Below are 16,881 nucleotides of genomic sequence, written 5' to 3' on the forward strand. Positions count from 1 at the left end.
GGACGGGCCGGTCTCAGTTACGCAGCAGCATATAGAGACGGAACAGATAAATGAGCAGCAGTGCGGAGATAAAGTTGCTCAGGCCGTTAATGACGATAGCCATCACGGTAGGCGCAGCCAATGGCAAACGCGCGACCAGCAGCAGCAACACCACTTTAGCGACCAGCCACAGCAGTACGGCCGGGGCGGTGACTCGGAAGTTAGCAAAGACCAGTTTGCTGCTCTGGCGCATGGAAGTGAATACTCCGCGCTTTTCAGTGGCGCTGATCACCGGCGATAAACTGAGGATGATGGCCAATAGGACTCCCGGTACGATCAAAAACAGCATGCCTAACTGAATCAGCAGCGTGCAGAGAAGGATCAACAGCAGGAGACGAGGCAAAATCGGCAGGGATGCGCCGATCGCTCGCAATGCGCTGGTGGGGGTGCCAGCGGACACCATCTGAATCAGCAGCAGCAACCCACCCACGAGCAGCGTATTGCCGACCAGTGAGGCAAACGTGCCCGCTGCGGACGCTTTCAACAAGACAATCTGCTGTTCGGGAGACATTTGTTGAATGAGGTCGCTAAGCCCCAGCTGTTCGCCCGCGGAGAGATCAATATTCGAATCATTGAGTATTTGCAGTTGTTCACTTCCCGGAGTAAACAGATGCCCCAAAACCACGGTGATAAGCGAGGCCAACAGCGACAGCAGGAGAATACTGACGAATTGGTTACGCGTGAAATTCATTGTGTCACGGTACAATGTACTGGCCGTGATAGGCATGACAACTCCTTGGCAGAAAGGTTAGCGATAGAACACAGTCGTTAATCGCTAATTGTAACCGGTTCGGCAAGACAGTGGCACCCCGACAGCGACCTCAACTATCTAATTCTTTTTATTCCAAACTTTCTTCCGCTTGCGGGATCACATCGCTGCATCTTAGCGGCGGCATGCCGTAATGTGCTCGCGCCCGATCGCAGGCGTCATTCGGGCGCTGATTTTCGCCGGAAGCCGAAAACTCTCGGCAGGGCGAAGGGCGATCGGCATAGATGCGGCAACTGACGGACTCGCCGATAGCGCCGTCCAACGCAGAACAGCGAGGGCTTTTACTGTTGGTGCCCTGTATGCAACGCAAGAACGGCGTCAAAGGCTCAGTCAGCTCAACCGGAACCGGACCCGCGGCATCATTGCCTTCGGCCCAATAAAACGACACGCGGAAATAAGCGCAGCAGGCGCCGCACTGCATACACGGATTCACGCTTTCTACCCTCGAATCTGTCATCGAATAATCCCACGGTCTCTGACCGCTTAAATTTGGGTTAAGAATAAAAATCTACTGCAGAATCGTGTTGTTGGGCAGAGGGATTTTTGTGCAAAGCACATTCTGTATCTTCACGACATCAGCGGTTCAGTGGGCACCCAAGCGGGGCGGGTGAAAGCGTCGTTGCCGTTGCAGCGCATTGGCGCTCATCATCGACGGCCTTCACTGTATAGTTTGGCAAGGCTAAAAAAGCAAAAGAGATGAGAGAACCCAGTAGCTGTTTATCGCGGCGGCCGCCATTAATCCGCATGGGCTTAGTATCAAAAACGGTCATCAAATCAGCGATGGGTGATGGGCGTGTTTAAAGGATAACGTCAGGGCGACGCATTCAACGTCGCCCTGGCGTCAGGCTTCTCCGCTGAGGGGAATGCAATATTGCTTAACCCGGCTGGCGTGTTGCCGCTTTCATGCGGCTGACAAATTCGCCCAGGTGTTTCAGCATCGCGTCGGGTTGCTGCTGGTGTTGCTCAATGATTTTCACAATGGCGGAACCGGAAATCGCTCCGGCGGCGCCAGCTTTGAGTGATAGCTCAACTTGCGAAGGCTCGGAGATACCGAAACCCTGCAGAGGCGGCGCCGCGTGATACTCGGTTAATTTGTCGATGAGATGATTCAGCGGCAGCTCGGCCCGATTTTCAGAACCGGTCACGCCGGCACGCGAAAGCAGGTACGTATAGCCGCGACCAAAAGAGGCAATCGCGCGCAGCAAATCGTCATCCGCATTCGGCGGACAGATGAAAATCGGCGCGACTTCATGGCGCATCGCCGCCGTGCGGAACGGCGCCGACTCTTCCAGCGGGACATCCGCCACCAGTACGGAGTCCACGCCGGCCTGCGCGCAGCGCTCGTAGAAGGCTTCGATGCCGTTATTGAACACCAGATTAGCGTACATCAACAGCCCGATGGGCAGCTGCGGATACTTCTGTCTCACCGCCGCCAGAATATCAAAACAGTGATCCGGCGTGACGCCCGCTTTTAATGCACGCAGATTCGCGCCCTGAATCGTTGGGCCATCCGCCAGCGGGTCGGAAAAGGGGATCCCCAACTCCAGCGCATCCGCGCCGGATTCCACGAGCGTATCGATGATGCGCAAAGACATCTCAGGAGAGGGATCGCCCAGCGTGATGAAGGGGACAAAAGCGCCTTCTTTTTTCTCTGCAAGACGTTTAAACAGTGCGTTATAGCGTTCCATTACACCTCTCCCCGAGCTTTCAAAATGTCGTGTACTGTGAAAATGTCTTTGTCGCCGCGGCCTGACACGTTGACGACCAAAATCTGCTCTTTGTCGGGATCGGCCTGGATGATTTTCAGCGCTTGAGCTAGCGCGTGGGAAGATTCCAACGCAGGAATGATGCCCTCGTGGCGAGACAGCGCTTTGAAAGCGTCCAGCGCTTCGTCGTCGGTAATCGACACATAGTCAGCGCGACCAATGCTATTGAGGTAGGCGTGCTGAGGTCCGACAGACGGGAAGTCCAGCCCGGCGGAGATAGAGTAAGACTCTTCAATTTGGCCGTCCGCCGTCTGCATCATCGGCGATTTCATCCCGAAGTAAATACCCGTACGTCCATGCTTCAGCGGCGCGCCGTGCTCTCCGCTCTCGATGCCATGTCCGCCGGGCTCGATGCCAATGAGTTTGACGGACGGTTCGTCGATAAAGTCGGCGAACATACCGATGGCGTTGGAGCCGCCGCCCACGCAGGCCAGCACCATATCCGGCAGCCGTCCTTCACGCTCCAGCAACTGCGCTTTGGTTTCCTCGCCGATCATGCGCTGAAATTCACGCACGATGGTCGGGAAGGGGTGCGGACCTGCCGCCGTGCCCAATAGATAGTGTGCTTTGTCGTAATTGCCGGACCAGTCGCGCATCGCTTCATTACAGGCATCTTTCAGCGTGGACGAGCCGCTGTGCACCGGGATCACTTCCGCCCCCATCAGCCGCATGCGGAACACGTTGGGGGATTGACGTTCGACGTCCTTGCTGCCCATATACACGCGGCATTTTAGGCCCAACAGCGCGCAAGCCAGCGCTGTCGCCACGCCATGCTGTCCGGCACCGGTTTCCGCGATGATCTCCGTCTTGCCCATGCGCTTGGCCAGCAGCGCCTGACCCAGAACCTGGTTGGTTTTGTGCGCGCCGCCGTGCAGCAGATCTTCACGCTTTAAATACAGCTTGGTGCGGGTGCCTGCCGTCAGGTTTTTACACAGGGTCAGCGCGGTCGGCCGCCCCGCGTAATTTTTCAGTAAATCGACAAATTCGGCTTGGAATTCGGGATCGCGCTGCGCGCTGACGAAAGCCTCTTCAAGCTGACGCAGGGCTGGGACCAAAATCTGAGGGACGTATTGCCCGCCGAACTCACCGAAGTAAGGATTGAGTAATGTCATAATCAGCCTGTCTTATTTTTGCAATGAAGTACGATTCTGTTGCGCTGTGCCTAGCGTTTTGAATATCGACTGGATTTTCCGCGCATCTTTAATGCCCGGCTGTGACTCCACGCCGGAGTTCATATCCAGTCCGGCGCAGCCGAATGTAGCGGCCCGGTCGGCGTTATCTGGGGAGATCCCGCCGGCCAGCAGCACGTTATCCAGCTTAGCGCCTTCCAATACTTGCCAGTTGAACGCCCGACCGCTGCCGCCTTTCGCGTTATCCAACACAATGCGATCGACTTGGGGGCGGTCTAGGGTGGGGAGGGATTCACCGACGCTGACGGCCTGCCAGATTTGACAGTCGTCCGGCAGTTGTTCACGCAGCGCCGCGATGTAGGCCGCATCTTCGTCGCCATGGAGCTGTACCGCCGTCAGTCTGAGTTTACGGGCTGTGGTGGCGATGTCGCTTAACGGCGCATTGCGGAACACGCCGACATAGCGCAGAGGTGCCCCGGCCATCACGTCAGAGGCTTGCTGTAAAGTGACGCTGCGCGGCGACGACTCGACGAAGATCAAACCGCCGTAGACGGCTCCGGCCTGATAGGCGGTCTGGGCGTCTTCCGCCCGGGTCAACCCGCAGATTTTGTTGTCGCCCAGAATCACCCGGCGTACGGCCATGGCGAGGTCAGACTCCGACATCAGCGAACTGCCGATGAGGAAACCGTCGGCATAGCGGCTCAGCGCCTGGATCTGCGCATAGCGACCGATGCCGGATTCGCTGATGACAGTCACGTCCGGCGGTAGCTGCGGCGCCAGCGAACGGGTGCGATTAAGATCGATGGACAGGTCACGCAGATCGCGGTTATTGATGCCGACAACCTGAGCCTTCAAGGCAATCGCTCGCTCCAGTTCTTCCGGGTTGCTCACTTCGGTCAGAACGCCCATTTTCAGGCTGTGCGCCACCTCGGCCAACGTCTGATATTGGCTATCGTCCAGTACGGAAAGCATCAGTAGGATCGCATCGGCTTGATAATAGCGAGCCAGATAGATCTGATAAGGATCGATAATAAAATCCTTGCACAGCACGGGCTGGTGAACGGCGGCGCTGACACGGGTCAAAAACTCGACGCTGCCCTGAAAATATTTTTCATCCGTCAGCACGGAAATCGCCGAGGCGTAGCCTTCGTACACCTGTGCTATCGCCGCCGGGTCGAAATCTTCGCGAATCAGTCCTTTCGAGGGCGATGCTTTTTTGCACTCCAGAATAAATGCAGGCCGGGTTTGCTTCAGCGCCTGATAAAAACTGCGCTGACAGGGGACTACCTGTGACTGGAAATCCGTCAGCGGCTGCTGTTGACGACGTTGTTCAAGCCAAACGGCTTTATCCCGTACGATTTTGGTTAACACGGTATCCTGCATGATTTACTGTCCTCTCGCTGCCAGATCTTTCACACGCTGATAAACCTGGCCGCTGTGAATCACTTCCAATGCCTGCTGCGCATTTTGCACCAGGTTCTCCTGCCCAAACACTTTTAACAGCAGTGCGACGTTGGCTGCAACGGCGGCGTTGTGCGCCGGTTCCCCTTTCCCTTGGAGCAGGCGAGCCATCATGTCGCGGTTTTCTTCCGGAGAACCGCCGATCAGCGCCGACATCGGGTAGGTTTCCAGCCCGAAATCCCGATGAGTCAGCTCGTAGGTGTCAATGTCACCGTCGCGCAGCTCCGCCACCTGAGTCGGTCCGTGGATGGCGACTTCATCCATCCCGCAGCCGTGAACCACGGCGGCGCGCTGGTAGCCGAGCAGCTTTAACGTTTCCGCCATAGGTTTCACCAGGGCGGGACTATAGACGCCGATCAGCGCCAGCGGCGGGCGCGCCGGATTACTCAAGGGACCGAGCACATTAAACAGCGTGTGGGTCTTCAACTGCTGGCGAACGGGCGCCGCATGACGAAAGCCCGTGTGGTAATGCGGCGCAAACAGGAAGCAAACGCCTAATTCGTCCAACGCTTTGCGAGACGCTTCCGGCGACATATCTAGCTGAATACCGAAGGCGGCCAGCAAGTCCGACGAACCGGAGCGGCTGGTGACGCTCCGGCTACCGTGCTTCGCTACTTTCACGCCGCAGCTCGCCGCGACAAAAGCGCTCGTCGTTGAGATGTTGATGCTGTTGGTGCCGTCGGCGCCCGTCCCGACGATATCGGCAAACGGATAATCCGGGCGCGGAAATGGCTGCGCGTCTTGCAGCAGCGCGCTGGCCGCGCCGGCGATTTCATCCGGCGTTTCGCCGCGAATTTTTATGCTGATCAGCGCGGCAGCCAGCTGTGAGGGTTCCAGTTCATTGCGGATGATCGCCGCGAATAACTGTTGGCTCTCCCCACGGCTCAATGTTTCTGCAGAGTAAAGCTTTTGAAGTATGGTTTGCATTGTCGTGTCCTTGCTTAATTTATGCCAGAGCCCATTCCAGCGTTTGATTCAATAAGCGGGCGCCATGGGCGGTAAGAATAGATTCCGGATGAAACTGGAAGCCGCAGACGCGATCCTGGTCATGGCGAACGGCCATCACCATATCGTTGAAGCGTGCGTTGACGGTCAATGTTGCGGGAATATCGCTGCCCACCAGAGAATGATAGCGGGCGACCGGCAGCGGGTGACTCAAGCCGCTGAACATGGCCTGTCCATCGTGTTCGATGCTGGACGCTTTGCCGTGCAGGATTTCTCCGGCCTGACCTACGTGGCCGCCGTAAGCTTCAACAATTGCCTGATGCCCCAAGCAGATGCCGATAATCGGCAAATGGCCTCGCAGGCGCTGTAGTAGTTCCGGCATGCACCCGGCATCGGCAGGGGCGCCCGGTCCCGGCGACAGCATCAGCACCGGCTGTTCCATCCGTTCTAGGTGTTTGATAATCGTTTCCGCCGACATGATGTTGCGATACACCACCACATGATGTCCGCTGGCACGCAGTTGGTCGACCAGGTTGTAGGTAAACGAGTCGATATTATCCAGTAACAGGATATCAGCCATCAGAACACCTCCTTGGCGAGATGGGCGCTGGCGATGGCGCGCAAAACGGCGCGAGCCTTATTGCGGGTTTCATCGGCTTCTGCTTGAGGGTCGGAATCCAGCACAACACCGGCTCCCGCCTGTATGGTGGCAATGCCGTCTTCTACATAGGCAGAGCGAATGACGATGCAGGTATCCAGATCACCGCGGGCGGTGAAATAGCCTACGGCGCCGCCGTAGCTGCCGCGTCGCGTTTTTTCGCTCTGGGCAATCAGCTGCATGGCGCGAACTTTAGGCGCGCCGCTCAGCGTGCCCATATTCATGCAGGCGCGGTAAGCGTGCAAGACGTCCAGGTCGGCGCGCAGCTCACCCACCACGCGGGACACTAGGTGCATGACGAAGGAGTAGCGGTCGACTTTGGTCAGGTCGGCGACATAGCGGCTACCGGGTTCGCAGATGCGCGCCAAATCGTTGCGCGCTAAATCGACCAGCATCAAGTGTTCCGCCAACTCTTTATGGTCGGTGCGCATTTCCAGCTCGATGCGGCTGTCCAGATCGCGGTCCAGTGAGCCATCCGCCCGGCGCCCGCGCGGTCGGGTTCCCGCGATAGGGTAGATTTCAATCTGGCGGCTAGCGGCGTCATATTTGAGCGCGCTTTCCGGCGAGGCGCCGAACAGCGTGAAGTCCTGATCCTGCATATAGAACATATAAGGGCTTGGGTTGTTTTCTTTAAGCGTCTGATACGCCGCCAGCGGGGAAGGGCATGGCAGAGAGAAACGGCGCGACGGCACGACCTGAAAAATTTCGCCCACTCGAATGGCCTGCTGCATCTGTCTGACGACATCGCCGAAATCATCGTCGCTTTGATTGCAATCGAGCGTCATGCTTTCAACGTGCTGGCAGGGCAGCGCAGGCGCAGGTTGGGTCATCTGATGCAGCAACTGTTCGAGACGTTGTTTCAAGCGCTGACGCTCGTCGCCATTCGGCGTAAACAGGCTTGCCTGCAGTTGCGTCGTCTGGTGCTGGTGGTCGACAATCAGCAAGCTCTCGGCGAGATAAAAGCAGTAATCCGGGCAACGTTGCTGCTGGCTAAGCGGGGGCAGCGCTTCAAACCCGGCGACCAGGTCATAGGCGAACAAGCCGCCGAAGAACATGGCATCGCGTTCATTGTCCGGGCTACTCACCAGCGTCAGCAACTGCCGCAAAGCATCGAACGCGGACAATGAACGCAGACGCGCATCCTCGTCTTGCATCGCGTCTATGGCTGGAAAGGTCAACTCTCGGCTATTCGGACGCGCTTCAACCCGCACTTCCGGCGGCAGCGCGTGATCCAGTAACGGCAGTAGCGATGCGCCGTTGGCGGTCAGCGCCTGAACGGAAACCTGCGTTCCCATGGCTGTGATGCGCAGGGCGCTGTCTACGATCAGCAGGCTCTGCAAATTCTGCTTGCTGTCGACTTCGGCGGACTCCAGTAACAGCGTGGCGGGTCTGGCGCCGCACAGCTGATGAAAAATCGCGCTCGGATCGTCTCGGTATTCTGCCTTGGCGCGCAGTAATTCAATTTCTGGTTTTGTCTTTGGCATGATAGTCACTCTGTTTATCCATAAAAAAACCCGCTTAAAGCGGGCTTAAGGATGCTGCATATCAGATAATGGGTATGCGCGATCGATTCGCCCTTAGAGGGATAAGCGCCACCAACCTGCACTGTATTTTTTCGATTGCATCGCCATTTGTCTGCCTTTAAACCGTTACTGAACTTGCGTACTAGTTAACTGGAGCACTCTAGGTAAGTCAACCCAAAAAAGAAATTATTTGTCGTGAAGAATACGGAACCGACGGCCATCGCCATGATTATCTTTCTTACCTTTTCATGGCTATTAATGGCATCATGCCGTCTGAACTTATCTTTGTCCGACGAGATGGATACCACTGAGTGCCAGAAGAAACTTCCCTCCTTGCTTCATTCCCACTGTACGATCTGCACAGTCATACCCAAGCTTCAGACGGTGGATTAACGCCCGCCGAACTGGTGCGCCGCGCCGTGGCGATGCGGGTTGGCGTGTTAGCCATTACCGACCATGATACGACCGCTGGTTTGCCAGAAGCGCGAGCAACGATTCGGGACGAAGCGCTGCCGCTGAAACTGGTGGCAGGCGTCGAGGTGTCCACGCTGTGGGAAAATCATGAAATCCATATCGTCGGGTTGGGGATCGATCCCGATCACGCCTCGATGGTGGCTCTGCTTGCACGGCAGGCGGACTATCGTCAGCAACGTGCCGAGCAAATTGCGGCCCGGCTGGAAAAAGCACAGGTCGCCGGTGCGTTGGAAGGCGCTACCCGTCTCGCGGCTGGCGGCGTGATTACGCGCGGGCATTTTGCCCGTTATCTGGTCGAGCAGGGGAAGGCTACGGCGATCAATCAGGTGTTCAAACGCTATTTGGCGAAGGGCAAAACCGGCTACGTGCCGCCGCAGTGGTGTACAATAGAACAGGCCGCCGACGTCATTCACGCGTCCGGGGGGGTAGCGGTCATGGCGCATCCCGGCCGTTATCAGCTTAGCGCCAAGTGGCTAAAACGGCTGCTGGCGCACTTTGCCGAATGTCAGGGTGACGCGATGGAAGTCGCGCAGTGTCAGCAGGCACCCGATGAGCGAACTCAACTGGCGCGTTATGCGCAGGACTATCATTTGCTGGGATCACAGGGCTCGGACTTTCACTCTCCCTGCGCCTGGATAGAACTTGGGCGCAAATTGTGGTTGCCTGGCGGAGTGGAACCGGTTTGGGAACATCCGGCACTGCACGACAGACTGAAGGCGTGATTGTCAGTCGCACGTGAAAACGCCTGGCGCGGAGCGCTGCTATGGCGGATTCCACGTTTTGAAGAGATGAGGTGGTACATGAGTCAATTTTTCTATATTCATCCCCAAAATCCGCAGACGCGGTTGATCGCTCAGACGGTCGACGTCGTGCGCAAGGGGGGCGTTATTGTTTATCCGACTGACTCCGGCTATGCGTTGGGCTGTCAGTTGGAGGACAAATCGGCGATGGAACGCATTTGCCGCATTCGTCATTTGGACAGCAGTCACCACTTTACGTTGATGTGCCGCGATTTATCGGAACTGTCCACTTACGCACATGTGGACAATGCGGCGTTTCGGCTTATTAAGAACAACACGCCGGGTAACTACACGTTCATTCTGAAGGGCACGAAAGAAGTTCCGCGGCGCTTGATGAATGAGAAGCGTAAGACCCTTGGCCTGCGCGTTCCGGCAAACCCTATTGCGCTGGATCTGCTGGCGGCGATGAACGAGCCGCTAATGTCCACCACATTGATGTTGCCGGGCAACGACTTCGCCGAGTCCGATCCGGAAGAGATCCAAGATCATCTCGGCAAGCAGGTCGACCTGATTATTCACGGCGGCTTCATTGGGCAACAACCCACGACGGTTATCGATCTCACCGGCGATGCGCCGGAGGTGATTCGTGAAGGCACCGGCGACATCACTCCGTTTCTTTAACGCGCTCCACCTCGGCAACATTCAGAATACATTCGGCGCGAATGCAGTTATAATCGCGCCGCAAATTTTCTTGCGCGGGCGTATTTGACGCCGGTGCATCTCTCCCCCCGACGCCTGTGAAGGCGACACTCAGAGGTTGCTCAATGAGCGAAAAGCTACAAAAAGTACTGGCGCGTGCAGGACATGGTTCACGCCGGGAAATCGAAACAATGATTCAGGCAGGGCGCATCAGCGTCGATGGTAAAATCGCCACGCTCGGCGATCGCGTCGACGTGACCCAAGCGACCAAAGTGCGCATCGACGGTCATGTGGTGACGGTGCGCGATACCGAAGATACGGTATGCCGGGTCTTGATGTACTACAAACCAGAAGGCGAACTGTGTACGCGCAGCGATCCTGACGGTCGTCCGACGGTGTTTGATCGCCTGCCTAAAATGCAGGGGGCCCGCTGGGTCGCGGTCGGTCGACTGGACGTTAACACCTCCGGTCTGCTGCTGTTTACCACCGACGGCGAGTTAGCGAACCGTTTGATGCACCCCAGCCGCGAAGTCGAACGTGAATATGCCGTTCGTGTCTTCGGCTCGGTTGACGACGATAAAATCAAACAACTGAGCAAAGGCGTACAGTTGGATGACGGCCCGGCATCGTTCCGCACTATCCGCTATCAGGGCGGCGAAGGCATGAACCAGTGGTATAATGTGACTCTGACGGAAGGACGTAACCGCGAAGTGCGTCGTCTGTGGGAAGCCGTCGGGGTTCAGGTTAGCCGCTTGATCCGCGTACGTTACGGCGACATCCAACTGCCGAAGAGCCTGCCGCGTGGTGGCTGGTCTGAAATGAAGTTGGAAGACGTCAACTATCTGCGTGAATTGGTCCAGTTGCCGCCCGAAACGGTGAGCAAACTGCCGGTTGAACGTGAACGCCGTCGGATGAAAGCGCATCAGATCCGCCGTGCGGTGAAACGTCACAGCCAGGTGAGCGCTGCGCCAAGCCGCCGTAATCCGCCTTCCAAGCGTAACGGCTGATTTATGACGGGATACCCAATCCATACGGTATCCCGTTTTATTTCTCTATAACATCTGTCTTATCAATACAGTCTTATTCCGCCTGCGTTATTCCGCTGCTCCTGGTTTTCTTCTCGGCTGAGCATCAAAACTCATTCCCGTCTTACGTCGACTGTCATCGCCCATAAGATACAAATAGAGCGGCATGATATCCGCTGGCGTTTTCAGTTTTTTTGGATCTTCCTCAGGGAAGGCAGAAGCCCGCATTGATGTTCTCGTTCCGCCTGGATTGATGCAGTTCACCCGCAAATTACGATGACGATACTCTTCGGCCAGCACCTGCATCATGCCCTCGGTAGCGAATTTGGAAACGGCATAGGCGCCCCAGCCCGCGCGGCCTTCGCGCCCCACGCTGGAGCTGGTGAAAACGAGTGAAGGGCTGGACGATTTGAGGAGCAAGGGAAGTAGCGCTTGCGTGAGCATAAAGGTGGCGTTCACGTTGACCTGCATCACCTGTTGCCAAACGTCGGCCGACTGTTCCGTCATGGGGGCGATCTGCCCCAGCAACCCGGCGTTGTGCAGGACGCCGTCCAAACGCGGCATCGCCTGGCTCAGCGCCTCCGCGATCTGTTGAAATTGAGCCGGATTAGCCGACAGCATGTCGCACGGAATCAAGTAGCTATGGGCACCGCACTCTTCTTGGATCTGCTGCTCCACAGCGCGCAGTTTGCTCTCGGTACGACCCAGTAGCACCAGGCGGGCGCCATAGCGGGCATAGGTCAGCGCGGCTTCGCGTCCGATGCCGTCGCCCGCGCCGGTCACCAGAATAATGCGTTGTTTTAGCAAGTCGTTTTTAGGCTGATAGTACACGTCAATGTCCTCTTTCCGTCGTCAAACCAGACGCTGAACGAAGGGGGATGGCTGTCGGCCACGTAGGGCGGCCTGAATCCGGAATCGATTTAGGCAGGTATAAATAGAGGATTTATGCCTGAAACGATAGGCACTTTCAATCAGACTGGGGCGAATTCAGGGCGGTGCGTTGGAAAAAACAGCGAAAGTGTGAATTTCATTGCTGAGGCATCGCCATTACGTATGGCATACGCTACGTTATGACACTGATGTTAGGCAACCCAAGCAGGGGCGCTGGCGAAGTCAGTTCCCTGCTCGTCATAGAATAAGAGGCGGTATCGTGGAATTAGTGGCTTTATATGGATTATTTCTGGCAAAGACGTTGACCGTGGTGGTCGCCATCGGTGCGCTGGTGGTGCTGACCGTCGGCCTGTCTCAGCGAAAACGTCAGCGCAGCGGCGAGCTGCAGGTTATCGACCTCGGCGAACAGTACCGCGGCGTGCAGCAGGAAATGGAAAGTGCGGCATTGAGCGACGCGGAACGCAAGGCGCTGGAAAAAAAGCATAAAAAAGAGGAAAAGGCGAAAGCTCGGCTTGAAAAGCAGCGCAGTCGGCGCGGCGAGGAAGCGCACGGCAAACCCAGCCTGTATGTGCTTGACTTCAACGGCAGTATGGACGCCTCAGAAGTCAGTTCGCTGCGCGAGGAGATCTCCGCCGTGATGGCCGTAGCCCGCAACAACGATGAAGTGTTGCTAAGGCTTGAAAGCCCCGGCGGCGTGGTGCATGGCTACGGTCTGGCGGCCTCCCAGCTCCAGCGTTTGCGCGATAAAGGGATTCGTCTGACGGTGGCGGTGGATAAAGTCGCGGCCAGCGGGGGGTACATGATGGCCTGCGTGGCGGATCGCATTGTGGCGGCGCCGTTCGCTATCGTCGGTTCCATCGGCGTGGTTGCGCAGCTGCCTAACTTTAACCGGTTGCTGAAAAACAACGATATTGATGTCGAACTTCATACGGCGGGCGAATATAAACGTACCCTGACGCTGTTTGGTGAAAACACCGATGCCGGACGGGAGAAGTTCCGCGAAGAGCTGGATGTCACGCATCAGTTGTTTAAAGATTTCGTCAGTGAAATGCGTCCAGGTCTGGATATTAATGCGGTGGCGACGGGCGAGCACTGGTTCGGTACTCAGGCGAGGGCGTTGGGGCTGGTGGACGCGATTGGCACCAGCGACGATTTGCTGATAGCGGAGATGAATGCATTTAACATTCTGTCAGTGCACTATTCGCGCCGTAAGCGTCTGATGGATCGCTTCACCGGCAGCGCGGGGGCGACGCTGGAACGTCTGATGCTGCGCTGGTGGCAAAAAGGGCATCAGCCTCTTCTGTAACTTGCCCGTCCTGGCCCGCTGCCACGGCGGGCCAGGACTGAATCAAACTTCCTGCTTTGCGCTCCTCGACTCTTTTCCGCTGGCTAACTAATCCTTCAGGCTGTATTTGTCTGACAGCTCGTGCGCCAAATATTTGAACATATTGAATACGGCGGTAGTCTTGCGCGAAGGAAGCCCTTCATCGTCAAGAAAATAGTCGCCGCGGAAAACCAGAACGCCGTTTTTTTGTTCGACATCGGTGGCTTCAATGCCTTGCAAATAGTCGTCGTGATTTTTGATAAGGGTGTTGGCTTCAGCCAGCAAGGTGGCGCGATCGATTGGGGTCTTTTCTTTATTCGTGTGCATAACGCCTGTGCTCCTGCGGATAAAATTCTGCCGCATTGTACTGCCTGACGCCTTTACACGGCAAATTACCAGATTTTTATCTTACCTGTTTAAGTTCTCGCGGGGCGATCGGTGGCGAAAACCGCCTTTACATGCTAATTAAGTTGCGTGGTCGCATTTATCAGGTAGAGTGTGGGATTTTCCATAGTCAAGCAGAATAATTTATTTACGCCGTGGATGATAACCGTTAACTATGGTTACAATGCGGTAAATGACTATTCCCACGGGATCATAGAGTTGCGACGGATCCGCGGTGCCTGCGAGCCCGTGAAGACAAGAACAGAACGATGTTCCTCGCAGCCGAAAGCGAATTGAGCTGGGGTGATGACGGTTATCATCCCGTGTTGGTAAAGATTTTTTCTTTTCTCAAAGAATTCAGTAGGTAACAATAAATTATGGGTAAAGCTCTCGTCATAGTTGAGTCCCCGGCAAAAGCCAAAACGATCAATAAGTATCTTGGCAATAACTATGTGGTTAAATCCAGCGTCGGTCATGTGCGTGACCTGCCGACCAGCGGCTCTGCGAGTAAAAAGAGCGCGGATTCTGCACAGGGAAAAACCAAAAAAGCGCCTAAAAAAGATGAAAAGACCGCACTGGTCAATCGTATGGGCGTGGATCCCTATCATGACTGGGAGGCAAATTACGAGATCCTGCCGGGCAAGGAGAAAGTGGTTGCCGAGCTGAAAACGTTGGCGGAGAACGCTGAACACGTCTATCTCGCAACCGACCTTGACCGCGAAGGGGAGGCCATTGCCTGGCACCTGCGGGAAATCATTGGTGGAGATGAAACGCGCTTCAGTCGCGTCGTGTTTAACGAAATCACCAAAAACGCGATCCAGCAAGCGTTCGAAAATCCGGGCGAGCTGAATATCGACCGTGTTAATGCTCAGCAGGCCCGTCGATTCATGGACCGGGTCGTGGGGTACATGGTCTCGCCGTTGCTGTGGAAAAAGATCGCCCGTGGCTTGTCCGCCGGACGCGTCCAGTCCGTCGCGGTGCGCCTGGTGGTGGATCGCGAGCGTGAAATCAAAGTGTTCGTTCCTGAAGAGTATTGGGAACTTCACGCGGACCTGCTGGCGTCAAGCGACATCGCACTCAAAATGCAGGTCACGCATCTTAACGGCAAGCCTTTCAAACCGGTCAGCAAAACACAGACCCACGCGGCGGTTTCTCTGCTGGAGAAAGCCCGCTATGTCGTCTCCGATCGCGAAGACAAACCGACTAGCAGCAAACCCGGTGCACCTTTTATTACCTCCACGCTGCAACAGGCTGCCAGTACACGTCTCAGCTTCGGCGTGAAGAAGACCATGATGATGGCGCAGCGGTTGTACGAAGCGGGTCACATCACCTATATGCGAACCGACTCCACCAACCTGAGTCAGGATGCGCTGGAGATGGTTCGCGGCTTTATCGGCGACGAATTCGGTCAACGCTACCTGCCGGACGCGCCTAATCACTACAGCAGCAAAGAGAACTCCCAGGAAGCGCATGAAGCGATTCGTCCTTCCGACGTCAACGTGCAGTCCGAACAGTTAAAAGATATGGAGCCGGATGCGCAGCGGTTGTATCAGCTGATCTGGCGTCAGTTCGTCGCCTGTCAGATGACGCCGGCGCAGTACGACTCAACAACGCTGACGGTCAGTGCCGGCGACTACCAGTTGCGCGCCAAGGGCCGCACGCTGCGCTTCGACGGTTGGACCAAAGTGATGCCCGCACTGCGCAAGAATGATGAAGATCGTTCTCTGCCAGCGGTCGAGGTAGGCGAATCCCTCACGCTCGACAAGCTGTTGCCGAGCCAGCATTTCACCAAGCCGCCTGCGCGTTACAGCGAAGCGTCTTTGGTTAAAGAGCTGGAAAAGCGTGGGATTGGTCGTCCTTCCACCTACGCCTCCATCATTTCGACCATTCAGGATCGTGGCTACGTTCGCGTCGAGAACCGCCGTTTCTACGCGGAAAAAATGGGCGAAATCGTCACCGATCGCCTGGAAGAAAATTTCCGTGAACTGATGAGCTACGATTTTACCGCACGCATGGAAAGCAGCCTCGACCAGGTCGCCAACAATCAGGCGAAGTGGAAAGCCGTGCTGGATGAGTTCTTCGACGAGTTCACTAAGCGTCTGGAAACGGCCGAGCTGGATCCGGAAGCGGGGGGGATGAAGCCGAACCAGATGGTGCTGACCAGCATCGATTGCCCAACCTGTAGCCGCAAGATGGGGATTCGTACCGCCAGCACCGGCGTGTTCCTGGGCTGCTCCGGCTATGCGCTGACGCCGAAAGAACGCTGCAAAACGACGATTAACCTGATCCCGGAAGAGGAAGTACTGAATATCCTTGAAGGGGACGAGGCCGAAGCTCATGCGCTGCGCGCTCGCCGTCGTTGTCCGAAGTGCGGTACGGCAATGGACAGCTATCTGATCGACAATCAGCGCAAGCTGCACGTCTGCGGTAACAATCCGTCCTGCGACGGGTATGAGATCGAAATGGGCGAGTTCCGCCTGAAAGGTTACGACGGTCCGGTGGTTGAATGCGACAAGTGCGGCGCGGAAATGCATCTGAAAATGGGGCGTTTCGGTAAATACATGGCGTGCACCAACGACGACTGCACCAACACGCGTAAGATCCTGCGCAGCGGCGAAGTCGCTCCGCCGAAAGAAGATCCGGTGCCGCTGCCAGAGCTGGCTTGCGAGAAATCCGACGCCTATTTTGTGCTGCGAGACGGCGCCGCCGGTGTGTTCCTGGCCGCCAATACGTTCCCCAAATCGCGCGAAACGCGAGCGCCGCTGGTGGAAGAACTACTGCGATTTAAGGATCGGCTGCCGGAAAAACTGCGTTATTTGGCCGATGCGCCCGTCAACGACGGTGCGGGCAACAAAACGCTGGTGCGTTACAGCCGCAAAACCAAACAGCAGTATGTCTCGTCTGAAAAAGACGGTAAGGCAACTGGCTGGTCCGCTTTCTACGTGGATGGCAAATGGGTTGAGACCAAGAAATAATTTTCACTCTGGCTGAGACGTCACGTCGTGCCGTTCGACAGGTAAGAAGATGAAACGAGGCTGTCTCTGACGGCCTCG

At 56.3% G+C, this 16,881-nt stretch carries 15 protein-coding genes and 1 other annotated feature; of the genes, 5 read left to right on the top strand and 10 right to left on the bottom strand.

The genetic code is table 11. The features are described from left to right. Positions 1 to 13: 13 nt before the first annotated feature. The 8 genes from AU511_RS09125 to AU511_RS09160 form a co-directional block, all read right to left on the bottom strand. Positions 14 to 766, bottom strand: coding sequence for a YciC family protein (locus AU511_RS09125; RefSeq protein ID WP_094100527.1), 753 nt, complete (start codon positions 764 to 766; stop codon positions 14 to 16). 112 nt (positions 767 to 878) lie between these two features. Continuing rightward, complete coding sequence (locus AU511_RS09130) at positions 879 to 1,265, bottom strand: YkgJ family cysteine cluster protein (RefSeq protein ID WP_094109462.1); 387 nt, start codon at positions 1,263 to 1,265, stop codon at positions 879 to 881. Between the two features lie 418 nt (positions 1,266 to 1,683). Continuing rightward, positions 1,684 to 2,496, bottom strand: coding sequence for a tryptophan synthase subunit alpha (gene trpA, locus AU511_RS09135; RefSeq protein ID WP_094109463.1), 813 nt, complete (start codon positions 2,494 to 2,496; stop codon positions 1,684 to 1,686). Then, positions 2,496 to 3,689, bottom strand: coding sequence for a tryptophan synthase subunit beta (gene trpB / locus AU511_RS09140; RefSeq protein WP_176222617.1), 1,194 nt, complete (start codon positions 3,687 to 3,689; stop codon positions 2,496 to 2,498). Before trpB ends, trpA begins: the two co-directional genes overlap by 1 nt. 9 nt (positions 3,690 to 3,698) lie before the next feature. After that, a complete protein-coding gene (gene trpCF, locus AU511_RS09145; protein ID WP_094109464.1) occupies positions 3,699 to 5,087 on the bottom strand; it encodes a bifunctional indole-3-glycerol-phosphate synthase TrpC/phosphoribosylanthranilate isomerase TrpF in 1,389 nt (462 codons plus the stop codon). 3 nt (positions 5,088 to 5,090) lie between these two features. Then, positions 5,091 to 6,092 (bottom strand): anthranilate phosphoribosyltransferase, encoded by a 1,002-nt coding sequence (trpD, locus tag AU511_RS09150; protein WP_094100523.1) that lies wholly within the window; start codon positions 6,090 to 6,092, stop codon positions 5,091 to 5,093. Between the two features lie 19 nt (positions 6,093 to 6,111). Then, a complete protein-coding gene (locus AU511_RS09155) occupies positions 6,112 to 6,690 on the bottom strand; it encodes a glutamine amidotransferase-related protein (RefSeq protein WP_094100522.1) in 579 nt (192 codons plus the stop codon). Further along, positions 6,690 to 8,252 carry an anthranilate synthase component 1 gene (locus AU511_RS09160; protein WP_094109465.1) on the bottom strand — a complete coding sequence of 521 codons (1,563 nt, stop codon included), beginning with the start codon at positions 8,250 to 8,252 and terminating at the stop codon, positions 6,690 to 6,692. Before AU511_RS09160 ends, AU511_RS09155 begins: the two co-directional genes overlap by 1 nt. Before the next feature lie 20 nt (positions 8,253 to 8,272). After that, positions 8,273 to 8,372 (bottom strand) — a sequence feature (Trp leader region). Positions 8,373 to 8,602: 230 nt separating this feature from the next. Here AU511_RS09160 and rnm point away from each other — a divergent pair. From rnm to rluB, 3 genes are all read left to right on the top strand, one after another. Then, positions 8,603 to 9,487, top strand: coding sequence for an RNase RNM (gene rnm / locus AU511_RS09165; RefSeq protein ID WP_094109466.1), 885 nt, complete (start codon positions 8,603 to 8,605; stop codon positions 9,485 to 9,487). A 78-nt stretch (positions 9,488 to 9,565) separates the two neighbouring features. Beyond that, positions 9,566 to 10,186 carry an L-threonylcarbamoyladenylate synthase gene (locus AU511_RS09170; protein ID WP_094109467.1) on the top strand — a complete coding sequence of 207 codons (621 nt, stop codon included), beginning with the start codon at positions 9,566 to 9,568 and terminating at the stop codon, positions 10,184 to 10,186. 143 nt (positions 10,187 to 10,329) lie between these two features. Further along, positions 10,330 to 11,211, top strand: coding sequence for a 23S rRNA pseudouridine(2605) synthase RluB (gene rluB, locus AU511_RS09175; RefSeq protein ID WP_094100518.1), 882 nt, complete (start codon positions 10,330 to 10,332; stop codon positions 11,209 to 11,211). Between the two features lie 87 nt (positions 11,212 to 11,298). Here the strand turns inward: rluB and AU511_RS09180 are convergent, their stop codons facing one another. Next, positions 11,299 to 12,060 (bottom strand): YciK family oxidoreductase, encoded by a 762-nt coding sequence (locus AU511_RS09180; RefSeq protein WP_094109468.1) that lies wholly within the window; start codon positions 12,058 to 12,060, stop codon positions 11,299 to 11,301. Positions 12,061 to 12,379: 319 nt separating this feature from the next. Here AU511_RS09180 and sohB point away from each other — a divergent pair, with 319 nt between their 5' ends. Continuing rightward, positions 12,380 to 13,426, top strand: coding sequence for a protease SohB (sohB, locus tag AU511_RS09185; RefSeq protein ID WP_094100516.1), 1,047 nt, complete (start codon positions 12,380 to 12,382; stop codon positions 13,424 to 13,426). An 87-nt stretch (positions 13,427 to 13,513) separates the two neighbouring features. On the opposite strand, the gene AU511_RS09190 is transcribed toward sohB, so the two are convergent. Continuing rightward, positions 13,514 to 13,771: a YciN family protein gene (locus tag AU511_RS09190; protein WP_240503803.1), complete on the bottom strand. Its 258-nt coding sequence runs from the start codon at positions 13,769 to 13,771 to the stop codon at positions 13,514 to 13,516. Positions 13,772 to 14,205: 434 nt separating this feature from the next. Between AU511_RS09190 and topA the strand changes: the two genes are divergently transcribed. After that, positions 14,206 to 16,803: a type I DNA topoisomerase gene (topA, locus tag AU511_RS09195; protein WP_094109469.1), complete on the top strand. Its 2,598-nt coding sequence runs from the start codon at positions 14,206 to 14,208 to the stop codon at positions 16,801 to 16,803. Positions 16,804 to 16,881: the final 78 nt, after the last annotated feature.

Source organism: Lonsdalea iberica (genome assembly GCF_002111585.1).
Classification (GTDB): Bacteria; Pseudomonadota; Gammaproteobacteria; order Enterobacterales; family Enterobacteriaceae; genus Lonsdalea; species Lonsdalea iberica.

Coding starts and splice junctions, on each gene's coding strand:
- AU511_RS09125 (WP_094100527.1), bottom strand. CDS start 766: ATGCCTATCACGGCCAGTACATTGTACCGTGACACAATGAATTTCACG.
- AU511_RS09160 (WP_094109465.1), bottom strand. CDS start 8,252: ATGCCAAAGACAAAACCAGAAATTGAATTACTGCGCGCCAAGGCAGAA.
- AU511_RS09155 (WP_094100522.1), bottom strand. CDS start 6,690: ATGGCTGATATCCTGTTACTGGATAATATCGACTCGTTTACCTACAAC.
- AU511_RS09130 (WP_094109462.1), bottom strand. CDS start 1,265: ATGACAGATTCGAGGGTAGAAAGCGTGAATCCGTGTATGCAGTGCGGC.
- AU511_RS09170 (WP_094109467.1), top strand. CDS start 9,566: ATGAGTCAATTTTTCTATATTCATCCCCAAAATCCGCAGACGCGGTTG.
- rluB (WP_094100518.1), top strand. CDS start 10,330: ATGAGCGAAAAGCTACAAAAAGTACTGGCGCGTGCAGGACATGGTTCA.
- topA (WP_094109469.1), top strand. CDS start 14,206: ATGGGTAAAGCTCTCGTCATAGTTGAGTCCCCGGCAAAAGCCAAAACG.
- AU511_RS09190 (WP_240503803.1), bottom strand. CDS start 13,771: ATGCACACGAATAAAGAAAAGACCCCAATCGATCGCGCCACCTTGCTG.
- trpD (WP_094100523.1), bottom strand. CDS start 6,092: ATGCAAACCATACTTCAAAAGCTTTACTCTGCAGAAACATTGAGCCGT.
- trpA (WP_094109463.1), bottom strand. CDS start 2,496: ATGGAACGCTATAACGCACTGTTTAAACGTCTTGCAGAGAAAAAAGAA.
- trpCF (WP_094109464.1), bottom strand. CDS start 5,087: ATGCAGGATACCGTGTTAACCAAAATCGTACGGGATAAAGCCGTTTGG.